At 66.5% G+C, this 14,985-nt stretch carries 28 protein-coding genes; all 28 read left to right on the top strand.

Going from position 1 to position 14,985, the window contains the following annotated elements:
* Positions 1 to 9: 9 nt before the first annotated feature.
* The 28 genes from rplC to rpsD all read left to right on the top strand — a co-directional run bounded on the left by rplC (position 10) and on the right by rpsD (position 14,921).
* Positions 10 to 654 carry a 50S ribosomal protein L3 gene (gene rplC / locus IEY56_RS23110; protein ID WP_045867034.1) on the top strand — a complete coding sequence of 215 codons (645 nt, stop codon included), beginning with the start codon at positions 10 to 12 and terminating at the stop codon, positions 652 to 654.
* 8 nt (positions 655 to 662) lie between these two features.
* The gene (rplD, locus tag IEY56_RS23115; protein ID WP_045867035.1) at positions 663 to 1,322 is read left to right on the top strand and encodes a 50S ribosomal protein L4; all 660 of its coding nucleotides are present in this window, start codon (positions 663 to 665) and stop codon (positions 1,320 to 1,322) included.
* A complete protein-coding gene (gene rplW, locus IEY56_RS23120; protein ID WP_045867036.1) occupies positions 1,322 to 1,654 on the top strand; it encodes a 50S ribosomal protein L23 in 333 nt (110 codons plus the stop codon). The genes rplD and rplW overlap by 1 nt, the downstream gene beginning before the upstream one ends.
* Before the next feature lie 39 nt (positions 1,655 to 1,693).
* Positions 1,694 to 2,530, top strand: a complete 837-nt coding sequence (rplB, locus tag IEY56_RS23125; RefSeq protein WP_189039217.1) for a 50S ribosomal protein L2 — start codon at positions 1,694 to 1,696, stop codon at positions 2,528 to 2,530.
* A 14-nt stretch (positions 2,531 to 2,544) separates the two neighbouring features.
* The gene (gene rpsS / locus IEY56_RS23130; protein ID WP_028433864.1) at positions 2,545 to 2,826 is read left to right on the top strand and encodes a 30S ribosomal protein S19; all 282 of its coding nucleotides are present in this window, start codon (positions 2,545 to 2,547) and stop codon (positions 2,824 to 2,826) included.
* A 41-nt stretch (positions 2,827 to 2,867) separates the two neighbouring features.
* The gene (gene rplV / locus IEY56_RS23135; RefSeq protein WP_045867038.1) at positions 2,868 to 3,215 is read left to right on the top strand and encodes a 50S ribosomal protein L22; all 348 of its coding nucleotides are present in this window, start codon (positions 2,868 to 2,870) and stop codon (positions 3,213 to 3,215) included.
* Positions 3,215 to 4,051 carry a 30S ribosomal protein S3 gene (gene rpsC, locus IEY56_RS23140; protein WP_045867039.1) on the top strand — a complete coding sequence of 279 codons (837 nt, stop codon included), beginning with the start codon at positions 3,215 to 3,217 and terminating at the stop codon, positions 4,049 to 4,051. The genes rplV and rpsC overlap by 1 nt, the downstream gene beginning before the upstream one ends.
* A gap of 5 nt (positions 4,052 to 4,056) precedes the next feature.
* Entirely contained in the window at positions 4,057 to 4,476 is a 420-nt protein-coding gene (gene rplP, locus IEY56_RS23145; RefSeq protein ID WP_045867040.1) for a 50S ribosomal protein L16, read from the top strand.
* Positions 4,476 to 4,700 (top strand): 50S ribosomal protein L29, encoded by a 225-nt coding sequence (rpmC, locus tag IEY56_RS23150; RefSeq protein ID WP_028433254.1) that lies wholly within the window; start codon positions 4,476 to 4,478, stop codon positions 4,698 to 4,700. Before rplP ends, rpmC begins: the two co-directional genes overlap by 1 nt.
* Positions 4,700 to 4,984, top strand: a complete 285-nt coding sequence (gene rpsQ / locus IEY56_RS23155; protein WP_070017418.1) for a 30S ribosomal protein S17 — start codon at positions 4,700 to 4,702, stop codon at positions 4,982 to 4,984. Before rpmC ends, rpsQ begins: the two co-directional genes overlap by 1 nt.
* Before the next feature lie 128 nt (positions 4,985 to 5,112).
* Positions 5,113 to 5,481: a 50S ribosomal protein L14 gene (rplN, locus tag IEY56_RS23160; protein WP_019354942.1), complete on the top strand. Its 369-nt coding sequence runs from the start codon at positions 5,113 to 5,115 to the stop codon at positions 5,479 to 5,481.
* A 3-nt stretch (positions 5,482 to 5,484) separates the two neighbouring features.
* Positions 5,485 to 5,808 (top strand): 50S ribosomal protein L24, encoded by a 324-nt coding sequence (gene rplX / locus IEY56_RS23165; RefSeq protein WP_028433869.1) that lies wholly within the window; start codon positions 5,485 to 5,487, stop codon positions 5,806 to 5,808.
* Entirely contained in the window at positions 5,808 to 6,368 is a 561-nt protein-coding gene (gene rplE, locus IEY56_RS23170) for a 50S ribosomal protein L5 (RefSeq protein ID WP_189039218.1), read from the top strand. Before rplX ends, rplE begins: the two co-directional genes overlap by 1 nt.
* A 2-nt stretch (positions 6,369 to 6,370) precedes the next feature.
* On the top strand, positions 6,371 to 6,556 hold the full coding sequence (locus IEY56_RS23175; protein ID WP_028433259.1) for a type Z 30S ribosomal protein S14: 186 nt from the start codon (positions 6,371 to 6,373) through the stop codon (positions 6,554 to 6,556).
* 270 nt (positions 6,557 to 6,826) lie between these two features.
* Positions 6,827 to 7,225, top strand: coding sequence for a 30S ribosomal protein S8 (rpsH, locus tag IEY56_RS23180; RefSeq protein WP_045867043.1), 399 nt, complete (start codon positions 6,827 to 6,829; stop codon positions 7,223 to 7,225).
* A gap of 23 nt (positions 7,226 to 7,248) precedes the next feature.
* Positions 7,249 to 7,788, top strand: coding sequence for a 50S ribosomal protein L6 (gene rplF, locus IEY56_RS23185; protein WP_045867044.1), 540 nt, complete (start codon positions 7,249 to 7,251; stop codon positions 7,786 to 7,788).
* A gap of 2 nt (positions 7,789 to 7,790) precedes the next feature.
* On the top strand, positions 7,791 to 8,171 hold the full coding sequence (rplR, locus tag IEY56_RS23190) for a 50S ribosomal protein L18 (protein ID WP_045867045.1): 381 nt from the start codon (positions 7,791 to 7,793) through the stop codon (positions 8,169 to 8,171).
* A 44-nt stretch (positions 8,172 to 8,215) separates the two neighbouring features.
* The gene (gene rpsE, locus IEY56_RS23195; protein ID WP_028433263.1) at positions 8,216 to 8,818 is read left to right on the top strand and encodes a 30S ribosomal protein S5; all 603 of its coding nucleotides are present in this window, start codon (positions 8,216 to 8,218) and stop codon (positions 8,816 to 8,818) included.
* Positions 8,818 to 9,000, top strand: a complete 183-nt coding sequence (rpmD, locus tag IEY56_RS23200) for a 50S ribosomal protein L30 (protein WP_189039219.1) — start codon at positions 8,818 to 8,820, stop codon at positions 8,998 to 9,000. Before rpsE ends, rpmD begins: the two co-directional genes overlap by 1 nt.
* A 1-nt stretch (position 9,001) precedes the next feature.
* On the top strand, positions 9,002 to 9,457 hold the full coding sequence (rplO, locus tag IEY56_RS23205; protein ID WP_189039220.1) for a 50S ribosomal protein L15: 456 nt from the start codon (positions 9,002 to 9,004) through the stop codon (positions 9,455 to 9,457).
* Positions 9,458 to 9,618: 161 nt separating this feature from the next.
* Positions 9,619 to 10,932, top strand: coding sequence for a preprotein translocase subunit SecY (secY, locus tag IEY56_RS23210; RefSeq protein WP_189039221.1), 1,314 nt, complete (start codon positions 9,619 to 9,621; stop codon positions 10,930 to 10,932).
* Complete coding sequence (locus IEY56_RS23215) at positions 10,932 to 11,597, top strand: adenylate kinase (protein WP_189039222.1); 666 nt, start codon at positions 10,932 to 10,934, stop codon at positions 11,595 to 11,597. Before secY ends, IEY56_RS23215 begins: the two co-directional genes overlap by 1 nt.
* A gap of 160 nt (positions 11,598 to 11,757) precedes the next feature.
* The gene (gene map, locus IEY56_RS23220) at positions 11,758 to 12,594 is read left to right on the top strand and encodes a type I methionyl aminopeptidase (protein WP_045867050.1); all 837 of its coding nucleotides are present in this window, start codon (positions 11,758 to 11,760) and stop codon (positions 12,592 to 12,594) included.
* A 214-nt stretch (positions 12,595 to 12,808) separates the two neighbouring features.
* Positions 12,809 to 13,030, top strand: a complete 222-nt coding sequence (gene infA / locus IEY56_RS23225; RefSeq protein ID WP_003948620.1) for a translation initiation factor IF-1 — start codon at positions 12,809 to 12,811, stop codon at positions 13,028 to 13,030.
* A gap of 64 nt (positions 13,031 to 13,094) precedes the next feature.
* On the top strand, positions 13,095 to 13,208 hold the full coding sequence (gene rpmJ, locus IEY56_RS23230; protein WP_003956441.1) for a 50S ribosomal protein L36: 114 nt from the start codon (positions 13,095 to 13,097) through the stop codon (positions 13,206 to 13,208).
* Positions 13,209 to 13,415: 207 nt separating this feature from the next.
* Complete coding sequence (gene rpsM, locus IEY56_RS23235; protein WP_028433879.1) at positions 13,416 to 13,796, top strand: 30S ribosomal protein S13; 381 nt, start codon at positions 13,416 to 13,418, stop codon at positions 13,794 to 13,796.
* Positions 13,797 to 13,863: 67 nt separating this feature from the next.
* On the top strand, positions 13,864 to 14,268 hold the full coding sequence (gene rpsK, locus IEY56_RS23240) for a 30S ribosomal protein S11 (protein WP_028433270.1): 405 nt from the start codon (positions 13,864 to 13,866) through the stop codon (positions 14,266 to 14,268).
* Positions 14,269 to 14,294: 26 nt separating this feature from the next.
* Positions 14,295 to 14,921 (top strand): 30S ribosomal protein S4, encoded by a 627-nt coding sequence (gene rpsD / locus IEY56_RS23245; RefSeq protein WP_189039223.1) that lies wholly within the window; start codon positions 14,295 to 14,297, stop codon positions 14,919 to 14,921.
* Positions 14,922 to 14,985: the final 64 nt, after the last annotated feature.

The raw sequence follows: 14,985 nt of genomic DNA on the forward strand, positions 1-14,985 counted from the left end.
GGGAAGAAGATGGCTAAGCAGATCAAGGGAGTCCTGGGCGAGAAGCTCGGCATGACCCAGGTCTGGGACGACAAGAACCGCGTCGTTCCCGTGACCGTCGTCAAGGCCGGGCCCAATGTCGTGACCCAGGTCCGCACCGCAGACAAGGACGGCTACGAAGCCGTTCAGATCGCCTTCGGCGAGATCGACCCGCGCAAGGTGAACAAGCCCCTCAAGGGCCACTTCGCCAAGGCCGACGTCACTCCCCGCCGCCACCTCGTCGAGCTGCGTACCGCTGACGCCAGCGAGTACACCCTCGGCCAGGAGATCACCGCCGACACCTTCGAGTCGGGCGGCAAGGTGGACGTGACCGGTAAGTCCAAGGGCAAGGGCTTCGCCGGTGGCATGAAGCGCCACGGCTTCCGCGGGGGCAAGGCTTCGCACGGTGCGCACCGCGTGCACCGCAAGCCGGGCGCCATCGGCGGCTGCGCCACCCCCGGCCGTGTCTTCAAGGGCACGAGGATGGCCGGCCGCATGGGCAACGAGCGGGTCACCACCCAGAACCTGACCGTCCATGCCGTTGACGCGGAGAAGGGCCTGCTGCTCATCAAGGGCGCAGTCCCCGGTCCGAACGGCGGCCTCGTCCTGGTCCGTACAGCGGCCAAGGGGGCCTGAGGTAACCGATGAGCACCATTGACATCCTTTCGCCGGCCGGCGACAAGACCGGGACCGTCGATCTCCCCTCGGAGATCTTCGACGTACAGGTCAGCGTTCCGCTGATCCACCAGGTCGTCGTCGCGCAGCTGGCCGCTGCCCGACAGGGCACGCACAAGACCAAGACCCGCGGCGAGGTCCGCGGCGGTGGCAAGAAGCCTTACCGCCAGAAGGGCACCGGCCGCGCCCGCCAGGGCTCGACCCGCGCGCCGCAGTTCGCCGGCGGTGGCGTCGTGCACGGCCCCGTCCCGCGTGACTACTCGCAGCGGACCCCGAAGAAGATGAAGGCGGCCGCCCTGCGCGGTGCCCTCTCGGACCGGGCCCGTCACAGCCGGGTGCACGTCGTCTCCGGTGTCGTCGAGAACGAGATCTCGACGAAGGCCGCGAAGACGCTGCTGGGCAAGATCAGCGAGCGCAAGCACGTGCTGCTGGTGGCCGAGCGCGGCGACGAGCAGGCATGGCTGTCCGCTCGCAACCTGCCCCAGGTGCACATCCTGGAGCCGGGACAGCTGAACACGTACGACGTGCTGGTCTCCGACGACGTGGTCTTCACGAAGGCCGCCTTCGAGTCCTTCGTGGCCGGCCCGCAGAAGGCCGCCACCTCTGAGCTCGAAGGGAGCGACGCCTGATGAGCGAGGCGAACGCCGCAACGGCCACCAGCAAGACGTTCACGGACCCCCGTGACATCTTGATCAAGCCGGTGGTCTCGGAGAAGAGCTACGCACTGCTGGACGAGGGCAAGTACACCTTCATCGTCGACCCGCGTGCCAACAAGACCCAGATCAAGCAGGCCGTCGAGGCGGTCTTCTCGGTCAAGGTCAGCGGGGTCAACACCCTCAACCGCCAGGGCAAGCGCAAGCGCACCCGCACCGGTTACGGCAAGCGCGCCGACACCAAGCGCGCTGTGGTGACCCTCGCCGAGGGCGACCGTATCGACATCTTCGGCGGCCCGGTCTCCTGACGGAGACAGGACCGTCCGATATCGGACGAGGACTGAGAAATGGGTATCCGCAAGTACAAGCCGACGACTCCGGGCCGTCGTGGCGCCAGTGTCGCCGACTTCGTCGAGGTCACGCGGTCCACGCCGGAGAAGTCGCTGGTCCGCCCGCTGCACAGCAAGGGCGGCCGTAACAACGCCGGTCGTGTGACCGTTCGCCACCAGGGTGGTGGCCACAAGCGCGCCTACCGCGTGATCGACTTCCGTCGTCACGACAAGGACGGCGTGCCGGCAAAGGTCGCGCACATCGAGTACGACCCGAACCGCACCGCACGCATCGCACTGCTGCACTACGCCGACGGCGAGAAGCGCTACATCCTCGCCCCGGCCGGCCTGAAGCAGGGCGCGCGCGTGGAGAACGGCCCCGGGGCCGACATCAAGCCGGGCAACAACCTGGCGCTGCGCAACATCCCGGTCGGTACGACCATCCACGCCATCGAGCTGCGGCCCGGCGGCGGCGCGAAGTTCGCCCGGTCCGCCGGTGCGTCCGTGCAGCTGCTGGCGAAGGAGGGCCGCATGGCCCACCTGCGCATGCCGTCCGGTGAGATCCGCCTGGTCGACGTCCGCTGCCGCGCCACTGTCGGCGAGGTCGGCAACGCCGAGCAGTCGAACATCAACTGGGGCAAGGCCGGCCGTATGCGCTGGAAGGGCGTCCGCCCGACCGTCCGCGGTGTGGTCATGAACCCGATCGACCACCCGCACGGTGGTGGTGAGGGTCGTACCTCCGGTGGCCGCCACCCGGTTTCGCCGTGGGGTCAGAAGGAGGGCCGTACGCGCTCGCCGAAGAAGGCCAGCAACAAGTACATCGTCCGCCGCCGCAAGACGAACAAGAAGCGCTAGGAGGCGGGTTTTAGATGCCGCGCAGTCTTAAGAAGGGGCCCTTCGTCGACGACCACCTGACCAAGAAGGTGGACGCCCAGAACGAGGCCGGCTCCAAGAACGTCATCAAGACCTGGTCCCGCCGCTCCATGATCGTCCCGGCCATGCTCGGCCACACGATCGCGGTGCACGACGGCCGCAAGCACGTCCCGGTGTTCGTCACCGAGTCGATGGTCGGCCACAAGCTCGGCGAGTTCGCGCCGACCCGCACCTTCCGCGGCCACGTCAAGGACGACCGCAAGTCGCGTCGTCGCTGATGGCGGGTGTGAAGACTATGACTGACACCGAAGGGACAACCATGGAAGCCAGGGCCTCCGCGCGCTACGTGCGCGTCACGCCCATGAAGGCCCGCCGGGTGGTGGACCTTGTCCGTGGCATGGCTGCCACGGAGGCTCAGGCGGTCCTGCGCTTCGCCCCGCAGGCCGCGAGCGTGCCGGTGGGCAAGGTGCTGGACAGCGCAATCGCCAACGCCGCCCACAACTACGACCACACGGACGCCGACAGCCTCTTCATCTCCGAGGCCTACGTCGACGAGGGCCCGACCCTGAAGCGGTTCCGGCCGCGCGCCCAGGGGCGTGCCTACCGGATCCGTAAGCGGACGAGCCACATCACGGTGGTCGTGAGCAGCAAGGAAGGAACCCGGTAATGGGCCAGAAGGTAAACCCGCACGGGTTCCGCCTCGGCATCACCACCGACTTCAAGTCGCGGTGGTACGCCGACAAGCTCTACAAGGACTACGTCAAGGAAGACGTCGCGATCCGCAAGATGCTCACGCAGGGCATGGAGCGGGCCGGCATCTCCAAGGTCGAGATCGAGCGCACCCGCGACCGTGTCCGGGTCGACGTGCACACCGCGCGTCCGGGCATCGTCATCGGCCGCCGCGGCGCGGAGGCCGACAGGCTCCGGGGCAACCTGGAGAAGCTGACCGGCAAGCAGATCCAGTTCAACATCCTCGAGGTCAAGAACCCCGAGACGGATGCGCAGCTGGTGGCCCAGGCCGTCGCCGAGCAGCTTTCCTCCCGCGTCTCCTTCCGTCGCGCCATGCGCAAGAGCATGCAGACGACGATGAAGGCCGGCGCGAAGGGCATCAAGATCCAGTGCGGTGGCCGTCTCGGCGGCGCCGAGATGTCCCGCTCGGAGTTCTACCGCGAGGGCCGCGTGCCCCTGCACACGCTCCGCGCGAACGTCGACTACGGCTTCTTCGAGGCCAGGACCACCTTCGGCCGTATCGGCGTGAAGGTCTGGATCTACAAGGGTGACGTCAAGAACATCGCTGAGGTCCGCGCCGAGAACGCCGCCGCCCGTGCGGGCAACCGCCCGTCGCGTGGTGGCGGTAACGACCGCCCCCGTCGTGGTGGCGAGCGTGGCGGTCGCGGCCGTAAGCCGCAGCAGCAGAGCGCACCCGCCGAGGCCCCCAAGGCCGAGGCAGTGGCTCCCGCTGGTGCGGCCGCAGAACCCGGCGCTGCCGGGAAGGAGGGCTGACCGCCATGCTTATCCCGCGCAGGGTCAAGCACCGCAAGCAGCACCACCCGAAGCGCTCGGGCATGGCCAAGGGTGGCACCGAAGTCAGCTTCGGTGAGTACGGCATCCAGGCAGTCACCGCTGCCTATGTGACGAACCGGCAGATCGAGGCAGCTCGTATCTCCATGACTCGTCACATCAAGCGTGGTGGCAAGGTCTGGATCAACATCTACCCGGACCGTCCGCTCACGAAGAAGCCCGCCGAGACCCGCATGGGTTCCGGTAAGGGTTCTCCGGAGTGGTGGGTCGCGAACGTCAAGCCTGGGCGCGTGATGTTCGAGCTGTCCTACCCGAACGAGAAGATTGCCAAGGAGGCGCTCACCCGCGCCGCCCACAAGCTTCCGATGAAGTGCCGCATCGTTCGGCGCGAGGCAGGTGAGTCGTGATGGCGGCCGGGACCAAGGCCTCCGAGCTGCGTGAGCTGGGCGACGAGGAGCTTCTCGGCAAGCTTCGCGAGTCCAAGGAAGAGCTGTTCAACCTCCGCTTCCAGGCGGCGACCGGGCAGTTGGAGAACCACGGCCGCCTCAAGGCCGTGCGTAAGGACATCGCCCGGATCTACACCCTGATGCGTGAGCGCGAGCTGGGCATCGAGACGGTGGAGAGCGCCTGATGAGCGAGACGAATGTGACTGAGACGAAGCAGGAGCGCGGCTTCCGCAAGACCCGTGAGGGTCTGGTCGTCAGCGACAAGATGGACAAGACCGTCGTCGTCGCCGTCGAGGACCGCGTGAAGCACGCGCTGTACGGCAAGGTCATCCGCCGTACCAACAAGCTCAAGGCTCACGACGAGCAGAACGCCGCCGGGGTCGGCGACCGTGTCCTCCTCATGGAGACCCGGCCGCTGTCCGCGACCAAGCGCTGGCGCATCGTCGAGATCCTCGAGAAGGCGAAGTAACCAGTTCCGTCCAGGAATTGGCAGGCAAACAGCCTGGGGACCCCCAGGACAGTTCCGCCAGGCTCGGCAGGGCGCGCCCGTATCGGGCGTGACCCTGCCGGGAACCGGCAGACGATCAGGAGATAGACGTGATCCAGCAGGAGTCCCGGCTGCGCGTCGCCGACAACACGGGTGCGAAAGAGATTCTCACCATCCGTGTGCTCGGCGGTTCGGGCCGGCGCTACGCGGGCATCGGTGACGTCGTCGTCGCTACCGTCAAGGACGCGATCCCCGGCGGGAACGTGAAGAAGGGCGACATCGTCAAGGCCGTCATCGTGCGCACCGTGAAGGAGCGCCGCCGGCCCGATGGCTCGTACATCCGCTTCGACGAGAACGCGGCGGTCATCCTCAAGAACGACGGTGACCCTCGCGGCACCCGCATCTTCGGCCCCGTGGGCCGGGAGCTGCGCGAGAAGAAGTTCATGAAGATCATCTCGCTCGCGCCGGAGGTGCTGTAACCGATGAAGATCAAGAAGGGCGACCTGGTCCAGGTCATCACCGGCAAGGACAAGGGCAAGCAGGGCAAGGTCATCGTGGCCTACCCCCGCGAGGACCGCGTCCTGGTCGAGGGTGTGAACCGGGTCAAGAAGCACACCAAGGCCGGCCAGACCGCTCGTGGTTCGAAGACGGGCGGAATCGTGACGACCGAGGCTCCGGTCCACGTGAGCAACGTGCAGCTCGTGGTGGAGAAGGACGGCAAGAAGGTCGTCACCCGCGTCGGATACCGCTTCGATGACGACGGCAACAAGATCCGCGTTGCCAAGCGGACCGGTGAGGACATCTGATGACTGCCACCACAGAAGCACCGCGCCTCAAGCAGCGCTACCGCTCCGAGATCAAGGGCAAGCTGCACGACGAGTTCAAGTACGAGAACGTCATGCAGGTTCCCGGTCTCACCAAGATCGTGGTCAACATGGGTGTGGGCGACGCCGCCCGCGACTCCAAGTTGATGGACGGAGCCATCCGTGACCTGGCCACGATCACCGGCCAGAAGCCGGCCGTGACCAAGGCCCGTAAGTCCATCGCGCAGTTCAAGCTGCGTGAGGGCCAGCCGATCGGTGCCCACGTGACGCTGCGTGGCGACCGGATGTGGGAGTTCCTCGACCGCCTGCTGTCGCTCGCGCTGCCGCGCATCCGCGACTTCCGCGGTCTGTCGCCGAAGCAGTTCGACGGCAGGGGCAACTACACCTTCGGTCTCACGGAGCAGGTCATGTTCCACGAGATCGACCAGGACAAGATCGACCGGGTCCGGGGCATGGACATCACCGTGGTCACCACGGCGACCAGCGACGACGAGGGGCGTGCCCTGCTTCGTCACCTCGGATTCCCGTTCAAGGAGAACTGATCATGGCGAAGAAGGCTCTGATCTCCAAGGCCAGCCGCAAGCCGAAGTTCGCTGTCCGCGCGTACACGCGCTGCCAGCGCTGCGGCCGTCCGCACTCCGTCTACCGCAAGTTCGGCCTGTGCCGTGTGTGCCTTCGCCAGATGGCGCACCGCGGCGAGCTGCCGGGCGTGACCAAGAGCTCCTGGTAACCCTCCAGGCCGTACGGGAAGCGCTCCACAGGGGCGTCTCCCGGCGGCAGGATCCTCCGGGATCCAGGGTCAACCAGGGCTCTCGGTAAGAGCATCAAGGCCGTCGGGGTCCATCCGCACATGGCTTAGGCTTGTGTGGTTGGGCGCTCGACGTCCATGACCGTCTTACTACGCCGTAGGTCCCCGCACCCCACCCGTCCCGTCTGCGAAGTACGGGGAGAGGGAGGGCGCATACAGGAAACCCCGGCGAGAGAGGCCGAAGGCCATCACATGACCATGACCGATCCGATCGCAGACATGCTGACACGTCTGCGGAACGCGAACTCGGCGTACCACGACTCCGTTGCGATGCCGCACAGCAAGATCAAGTCGCACATCGCGGAGATCCTCCAGCAGGAGGGCTACATCACCGGCTGGAAGACCGAGGACGCGCCGGTCGGCAAGAACCTCGTTCTCGAGCTGAAGTTCGGGCCCAACCGCGAGCGCTCGATCGCCGGCATCAAGCGGATCTCGAAGCCCGGCCTCCGGGTTTACGCAAAGTCCACCAACCTGCCGAAGGTGCTCGGCGGCCTGGGCGTGGCGATCATCTCCACGTCGCACGGTCTCCTCACCGGCCAGCAGGCGCAGAAGAAGGGCGTGGGTGGGGAAGTCCTCGCCTACGTCTGGTAACGGAAGGGAACGGAGGAAAAGCAATGTCGCGAATCGGCAAGCTCCCCATCCAGGTTCCCGCCGGTGTGGACGTCACCATCGATGGCCAGGCGGTCGCCGTGAAGGGGCCCAAGGGTTCCCTCTCGCACACCGTTGCCGCGCCCATCGAGATCGCGAAGGACGATGACGGCAAGCTCGTCGTCACTCGTCCCAACGACGAGAGCCGGAACAGGGCCCTGCACGGTCTGTCCCGCACGCTGGTGGCGAACATGATCACTGGCGTGACCAACGGATTCAGCAAGGACCTCGAGATCAGCGGCGTCGGTTACCGCGTCCAGGCCAAGGGCTCCAACCTGGAGTTCTCCCTGGGCTACAGCCACCCGATCCTGGTCGAGGCGCCGGAAGGCATCTCGTTCAAGGTCGAGTCGCCGACCAAGTTCTCGGTCGAGGGCATCGACAAGCAGAAGGTCGGCGAGGTCGCAGCCAACATCCGCAAGCTGCGCCGCCCGGACCCGTACAAGGCCAAGGGCGTCAAGTACGCGGGCGAGACCATCCGCCGCAAGGTCGGAAAGGCTGGTAAGTAGCCATGGCATACGGCGTGAAGATCGCTAAGGGCGACGCCTACAAGCGCGCCGCCGCCAAGCGCCGTCACATCCGCATCCGCAAGAAGGTCTCGGGCACCCCCGTGCGCCCTCGTCTTGTGGTGACGCGCTCCAACCGTCACATGGTCGCTCAGGTCGTCGACGACCTGGCCGGACACACTCTGGCTTCGGCGTCGTCGCTCGACTCGTCGATCCGTGGTGACGGCGACAAGAGCACGCAGGCCAAGCAGGTCGGCGCACTGGTCGCCGAGCGTGCCAAGGCTGCCGGTGTCGAGGCCGTCGTGTTCGACCGCGGCGGCAACAAGTACGCAGGGCGGATTGCCGCTCTGGCTGACGCCGCCCGTGAGGCCGGGCTCAAGTTCTGAGTGCGGTTCCTACGCAGCGGACGTAAACGAGAGAGGTAATTCCAATGGCTGGACCCCAGCGCCGCGGTGGCGGCGCCGGTGGCGGCGAGCGTCGGGACCGCAAGGGCCGGGACGGCGGCGCCGCCGCCGAGAAGACCGCGTACGTTGAGCGCGTCGTCGCGATCAACCGCGTGGCCAAGGTAGTCAAGGGTGGACGTCGCTTCAGCTTCACCGCGCTGGTCGTGGTGGGCGACGGTGACGGCACCGTGGGTGTCGGATACGGCAAGGCCAAGGAGGTGCCGGCCGCCATCGCCAAGGGCGTTGAGGAGGCCAAGAAGCACTTCTTCAAGGTCCCCCGCATCCAGGGCACCATTCCGCACCCGATCCAGGGTGAGGAGGCCGCGGGTGTCGTGCTGCTCAAGCCGGCTTCGCCCGGTACCGGTGTGATCGCCGGTGGCCCGGTGCGTGCCGTGCTGGAGTGCGCGGGCATCCACGACGTGCTCAGCAAGTCGCTCGGCTCCGCGAACCCGATCAACATCGTGCACGCCACGCGTGCGGCTCTGCAGGGCCTTCAGCGCCCCGAGGAGATCGCCGCCCGCCGTGGCCTGCCGCTCGAGGACGTGGCGCCTGCCGCACTGCTGCGGGCGCGTGCCGGGGTGAGTGCGTAATGGCTCGCTTGAAGATCACGCAGACTCGTTCCGTCATCGGTACGAAGCAGAACCACCGGGACACGCTGCGGACCCTCGGTCTCAAGCGGGTCCGTGACGTGGCCGTACGTGAGGACCGTCCTGAGGTGCGCGGCATGGTGCACGCCGTGCGTCACCTCGTCACGGTCGAGGAGGTCGACTGAGATGGCGGAGAACAACCCGCTGAAGGTCCACAACCTCCGGCCGGCCCCGGGCGCCAAGACCGCCAAGACCCGTGTGGGTCGCGGTGAGGCGTCCAAGGGCAAGACCGCTGGACGTGGCACCAAGGGCACCAAGGCCCGTTACCAGGTTCCGGAGAACTTCGAGGGTGGGCAGATGCCGCTGCACATGCGGCTGCCCAAGCTCAGGGGCTTCCGTAACCCTGCCCACAAGCAGTTCCAGGTCGTGAACCTGGACAAGCTGGCCGAGCTCTACCCCAAGGGTGGCGAGGTCACGGTGGCCGATCTGGTCGCCAAGGGCGCTGTTCGCAAGAACGAGCTCGTCAAGGTGCTCGGCACCGGCGATGTCTCCGTGGCACTGACGGTGACCGTCAACAAGGTCTCCGGCTCCGCCAAGGAGAAGATCACCGCTGCTGGCGGCACCGTCAACGAGCTTGACTGAGTTCGCTGACTGACTGGCCGGGGATGTCCCAACGGGGCGTCCCCGGTCCGTCGTTCCATGGCGGGCACCGTCGCCGGTAAGGTGGCGGGCACTGTTGGTATCTGTCGACCCCCAAGACCGTCACCTCTCGCGCGCCAGACGCGGGGGGCGCAGGAGGCACCGTGCTCACCGCGTTCGCCCGGGCTTTTCAGACGCCCGACCTGCGAAAGAAGCTGTTGTTCACGCTCGGCATCATGGTGCTCTTCCGTTTGGGGCAGCACATCCCGGTGCCGGGTGTCAGCTTTGAGAACGTCAACCAGTGCATGAACGAGGCCAAGGGAAGCCAGGGCCTCTTCGGGCTGGTCAATATGTTCAGCGGTGGCGCACTGCTGCAGTTGACCGTTTTCGCGCTCGGCATCATGCCGTACATCACAGCGAGCATCATTCTTCAGCTGCTGGTCGTGGTCATTCCGCGGCTCGAGGCGCTGAAGAAGGAGGGCCAGGCCGGCCAGGCCAAGATCACGCAGTACACGCGTTATCTGACGGTCGCGCTCGCCGTCCTGCAGGCGACGGGCCTCGTCGCCACCGCACGCAGCGGCACCCTCTTCCCGCAGTGCCAGGTGCGGGACCAGATCGTCCCTGACCAGTCGGTCTTCACGACCGCCACGATGGTGATCTGCATGACTGCGGGCACCGCGTTCATCATGTGGCTCGGTGAGCTCATCACCGACAAGGGCATCGGCAACGGCATGTCCATTCTGATGTTCGTCTCGATCGCCGCCGGCTTCCCCAGTGCGCTGTGGCAGATCAAGACGCAGGGCGACCTGGCCGACGGCTGGATCGAGTTCGGCATCGTCATCATCTGCGGCCTGGCGATGGTGGGGCTCGTGGTGCTCGTCGAACAGGCGCAGCGCCGCATTCCCGTGCAGTACGCGAAGCGGATGATCGGGCGCCGGAGTTACGGCGGTACGTCCACCTACATTCCGCTGAAGGTCAATCAGGCCGGTGTGATTCCGGTCATCTTCGCGTCGTCGCTGCTCTACATCCCCGCGCTGATCGTGCAGTTCAGCAACTCGCAGGCCGACTGGGCGCAGTGGATTCAGGCCCACTTCGTCAAGGGTGACCACCCGATTTACATCGTCACGTACTTCGTGCTGATCATTTTCTTCGCCTTCTTCTACGTCGCCATCTCCTTCAACCCCGAAGAAGTTGCCGACAACATGAAGAAGTATGGTGGCTTCATCCCGGGCATCCGGGCAGGTCGGCCCACTGCGGAGTACCTGAGCTATGTGCTGAACCGCATCACATGGCCGGGTGCCCTGTATCTGGGTCTGATCGCCCTGGTGCCGACCGTCGCGCTGATCGCGTTCGGCGCCCAGCAGGACTTCCCGTTCGGCGGGACGAGCATTCTGATCATCGTGGGCGTCGGACTCGAGACCGTGAAGCAGATCGAGAGCCAGCTTCAGCAGCGCAATTACGAAGGGTTCCTCCGCTGATGCGTATCGTCCTCGTCGGGCCGCCTGGTGCGGGTAAGGGAACGCAGGCCGCGTTCCTCGCCGAGAACCTGTCGATCCCGCACATCTCGACGGGCGACATCTTCCGCGCCAACATCAGCCAGGGCACGGAGCTCGGCCGGCAGGCGCAGGAGTACATGCGCGCCGGCCAGCTCGTACCCGACGAGGTCACCATCGGCATGGCGAGCGACAGGATGGCCGAGCAGGACGCCGCGGGCGGCTTCCTGCTGGACGGCTTTCCCCGCAACATCGCACAGGCCGAAGCCCTGGACCGGATCCTGGAGGAGAACGGCCAGAAGCTGGACGCCGTCCTCGACCTGGAGGTCCCGGAGGAAGAGGTCGTGAAGCGGATCGCGGGCCGCCGCATCTGCCGCAGCGACAGCAGCCACGTCTTCCACGCCGAGTACAGCGCCCCCGAGACCGAGGGCGTGTGCGACGTGTGCGGAGGCGAGCTGTACCAGCGGGACGACGACCGCGAGGAGACCGTCCGCAAGCGGCTGGCGGTCTACCACAGCGAGACCGAACCGATCATCGACCACTACAAGCGTCAGGACCTGGTCACCACGATCTCCGCCCTGGGCAAGGTCGGTGAGGTGACCGAGCGTGCGATGAACGCTCTGCGGCAGAGCGATTCGGTCGCCGAGTGACCGGACTGTTCTGACCGGCCGACGCCGGAACCCGTCCTGCGGTCGCGGTACCCCGCCAGGGGGCCGCGGCCGTTTGGCGGTACGGCACACTTGGTGAAGCACGAGCGCTGCGTCCGTCCGGACGCAGACAGCAGGAAGCAGGCGAGGAGAGGCACCGCCCATGGTGGAGATCAAGACCCCGGAGCAGATCGCGAAGATGCGCGAGGCGGGGCTGGTCGTCGCCGCGATGCACGACGCCTGCCGTGCCGCCGCGGTGCCGGGCGCCAGCACCAAGGATCTGGACGAGGTGGCGGCGAAGGTTCTCGCCGACCACGGGGCGAAGCCCAACTTCCTCGGCTACGGCGGATTCCCGGGCAACATCTGCACCTCGGTCAACGACATCGTCGTGCACGGCATCCCCGACCGGGAGACAGTGCTGAAGGACGGCGACCTGCTCTCCATCGACGCCGGTGCGATCGTGGACGGCTGGCACGGCGACGCCGCCATCACCGTCTTCGTCGGGGAGGGCCACACCGCCGAGCAGCGCGAACTGAGCCGGGTCACCGAGGAGTCCATGTGGGCCGGGCTCGCCGCCATGCGCAAGGGCAACCGCCTCGTGGACATCTCGAAGGCGGTCGAGGGCTACATCCGCAGGCAGCCGCGTCCGGCGTCCGGCTCGTACGGGATCGTCGAGGACTACGGCGGGCACGGCATCGGCTCGCAGATGCACATGGACCCGCACCTGCTGAACTACGTCGACCGTCGTCGCGGCCGGGGGCCGAAGCTCGTGCCGGGGATGTGCCTCGCGATCGAGCCGATGGTGACCCTGGGCACGCCCAAGACGCACGTGCTCTCCGACGACTGGACGGTCAAGACGGACGACGGCAGCTGGTCGAGCCACTGGGAGCACTCGGTGGCTCTGACGGAGGACGGCCCTCTCGTCCTCACCGCTCCCGACGGCGGCAGGGCGAAGCTCGCCGAGCTCGGGGTCACGGCAGCCCCCGACCCGCTGGCCTGAGCCGGCGGCCCGCCGGTGGCGGTGAGGCGAATCGGACAGCCGCCCCACCCGTTTCCACTTGGCGCCACCTCTGCATGATGATCATGGTTGCCGGGGAGACTGCCCGAATTCGTCTTTGCGGGGGCCGTGCCGTAGACTGGCTCGTCGGTCCCGGGGTTTTCGTATGCCCGGGGTCACCCCAGGTAGCCGATCCCGGAAGGTGAAGCGCTAGAGCATGGCCAAAAAACAAGGGGCCATCGAGATCGAGGGCACTGTCGTCGAATCTCTGCCGAATGCGATGTTCAAGGTGGAGCTTCAGAACGGTCACCAGGTTCTCGCGCACATCAGCGGCAAGATGCGGATGCATTACATCCGTATCCTTCCCGACGACCGGGTCGTGGTGGAGCTCTCTCCGTACGACCTGACCCGCGGGCGGATCGTCTACCGCTACAAGTAGCTCGACAGATCGAGCCGTCGGCCCGCTCATGCGGGCGGCGGCCTGACCCGGAGAACCTCATCCCATGAAGGTCAAGCCGAGCGTCAAGAAGATCTGCGACAAGTGCAAGGTGATCCGCCGTCACGGCCGGGTCATGGTCATCTGCGACAACCTGCGCCACAAGCAGCGCCAGGGCTGACGCGACTCCGACCGAGCCTTCGCACCACTCGCACTCTTCGCGCGACGCAAGCGAAAAGTACATACGCAGACACCCGACCCCCCGCCTGAGAATTCTTGCCGGTGGGGACGACACCCTCGGTCGGAGGCCGAGGACTCTGGACGCACGGACCGTGCGGCAGGGGACGGTGCTGCGGCAGACCTCCGCAAAGCAATCAGGAGCCAAGGAATGGCACGCCTCGCAGGCGTCGACCTCCCGCGCGAGAAGCGCGTCGAGGTCGCCCTCACCTACGTCTTCGGCATCGGTCGCACCCTTGCCCAGCGGACCCTCGGTGAGACCGGCATCAACCCCGACACCCGCGTGCGCGATCTCGCCGAGGAAGACCTCGTCAAGATCCGCGAGTACGTGGACAACAATCTCCAGGTCGAGGGTGACCTCCGCCGTGAGATCCAGGCCGACATCCGCCGCAAGGTCGAGATCGGCTGCTACGAAGGCCTGCGGCACCGCCGCGGCCTCCCGGTCCACGGGCAGCGCACCAAGACCAACGCCCGCACCCGCAAGGGCCCGCGTCGCGCGATCGCCGGCAAGAAGAAGCCGGGCAAGAAGTAGTCCTCACCGGACACGCTGCAAGCGGTCCGTGTTGCAGGACCGACGACCTCCACAGGAGTAAATCCATATGCCTCCGAAGGGCCGTACGGCCGGCGCCAAGAAGGTGCGCCGCAAGGACAAGAAGAACGTCCCCGCCGGGCACGCTCACATCAAGAGCACGTTCAACAACACCATCGTTTCGATCACCGACCCGACCGGCAACGTGATCTCCTGGGCCTCCGCCGGCCACGTCGGCTTCAAGGGCTCCCGGAAGTCGACGCCGTTCGCGGCGCAGATGGCTGCCGAGAACGCCGCACGCCGCGCTCAGGAGCACGGCATGCGCAAGGTCGACGTCTTCGTGAAGGGTCCCGGCTCCGGCCGTGAGACCGCGATCCGCTCCCTCCAGGCCACGGGCCTCGAGGTCGGTTCGATCCAGGACGTGACCCCGACCCCGCACAACGGCTGCCGCCCGCCCAAGCGTCGCCGAGTCTGACCAGCTGAAACAGGAGATCTGAGACAATGGCGCGTTACACCGGGGCCGACTGCAGGCGCTGCCGTCGGGAGAAGCAGAAGCTCTTCCTCAAGGGGAGCAAGTGCGAGAGCGCGAAGTGCCCGATCGAGATCCGTCCTTACCCCCCGGGTGAGCACGGTCGCGGGCGCACCAAGGACTCCGAGTACCTGCTGCAGAAGCGTGAGAAGCAGAAGGCAGCTCGTATCTACGGCGTCCTGGAGAAGCAGTTCCGCGGGTACTTCAACGAGGCCAACCGTCAGCAGGGCAAGACTGGTGAGAACCTGCTGCGCATCCTCGAGACCCGCCTCGACAACGTGGTCTACCGGGCCGGCTTCGCCAAGTCCCGCGACCACGCCCGTCAGCTCGTCAAGCACGGGCACATCACCGTGAACGGCCGCAAGAACGACATCCCGTCGGCTCGCGTGTCCGTGAACGACATCGTCGAGGTCCGCGAGGCCTCCCGTAACCTGACGCCTTTCCAGGTGGCGGCTGCGGAGGCCGGCGAGAAGACGGTTCCGGCCTGGCTGGAGTCCATTCCGTCGAAGATGCGGATCCTCGTCCACTCGCTGCCTGAGCGCCAGGTGATCGACACCCAGGTGCAGGAGCAGCTGATCGTCGAGCTCTACTCCAAGTAAGGCTCATAAGGGACGGGTGGTACGGGGCCTGAACGCTCCGTGCCGCCCGTACCCTGTCAGTACG

The organism is Streptomyces daqingensis (assembly GCF_014645895.1).
Classification (GTDB): Bacteria; Actinomycetota; Actinomycetes; order Streptomycetales; family Streptomycetaceae; genus Streptomyces; species Streptomyces daqingensis.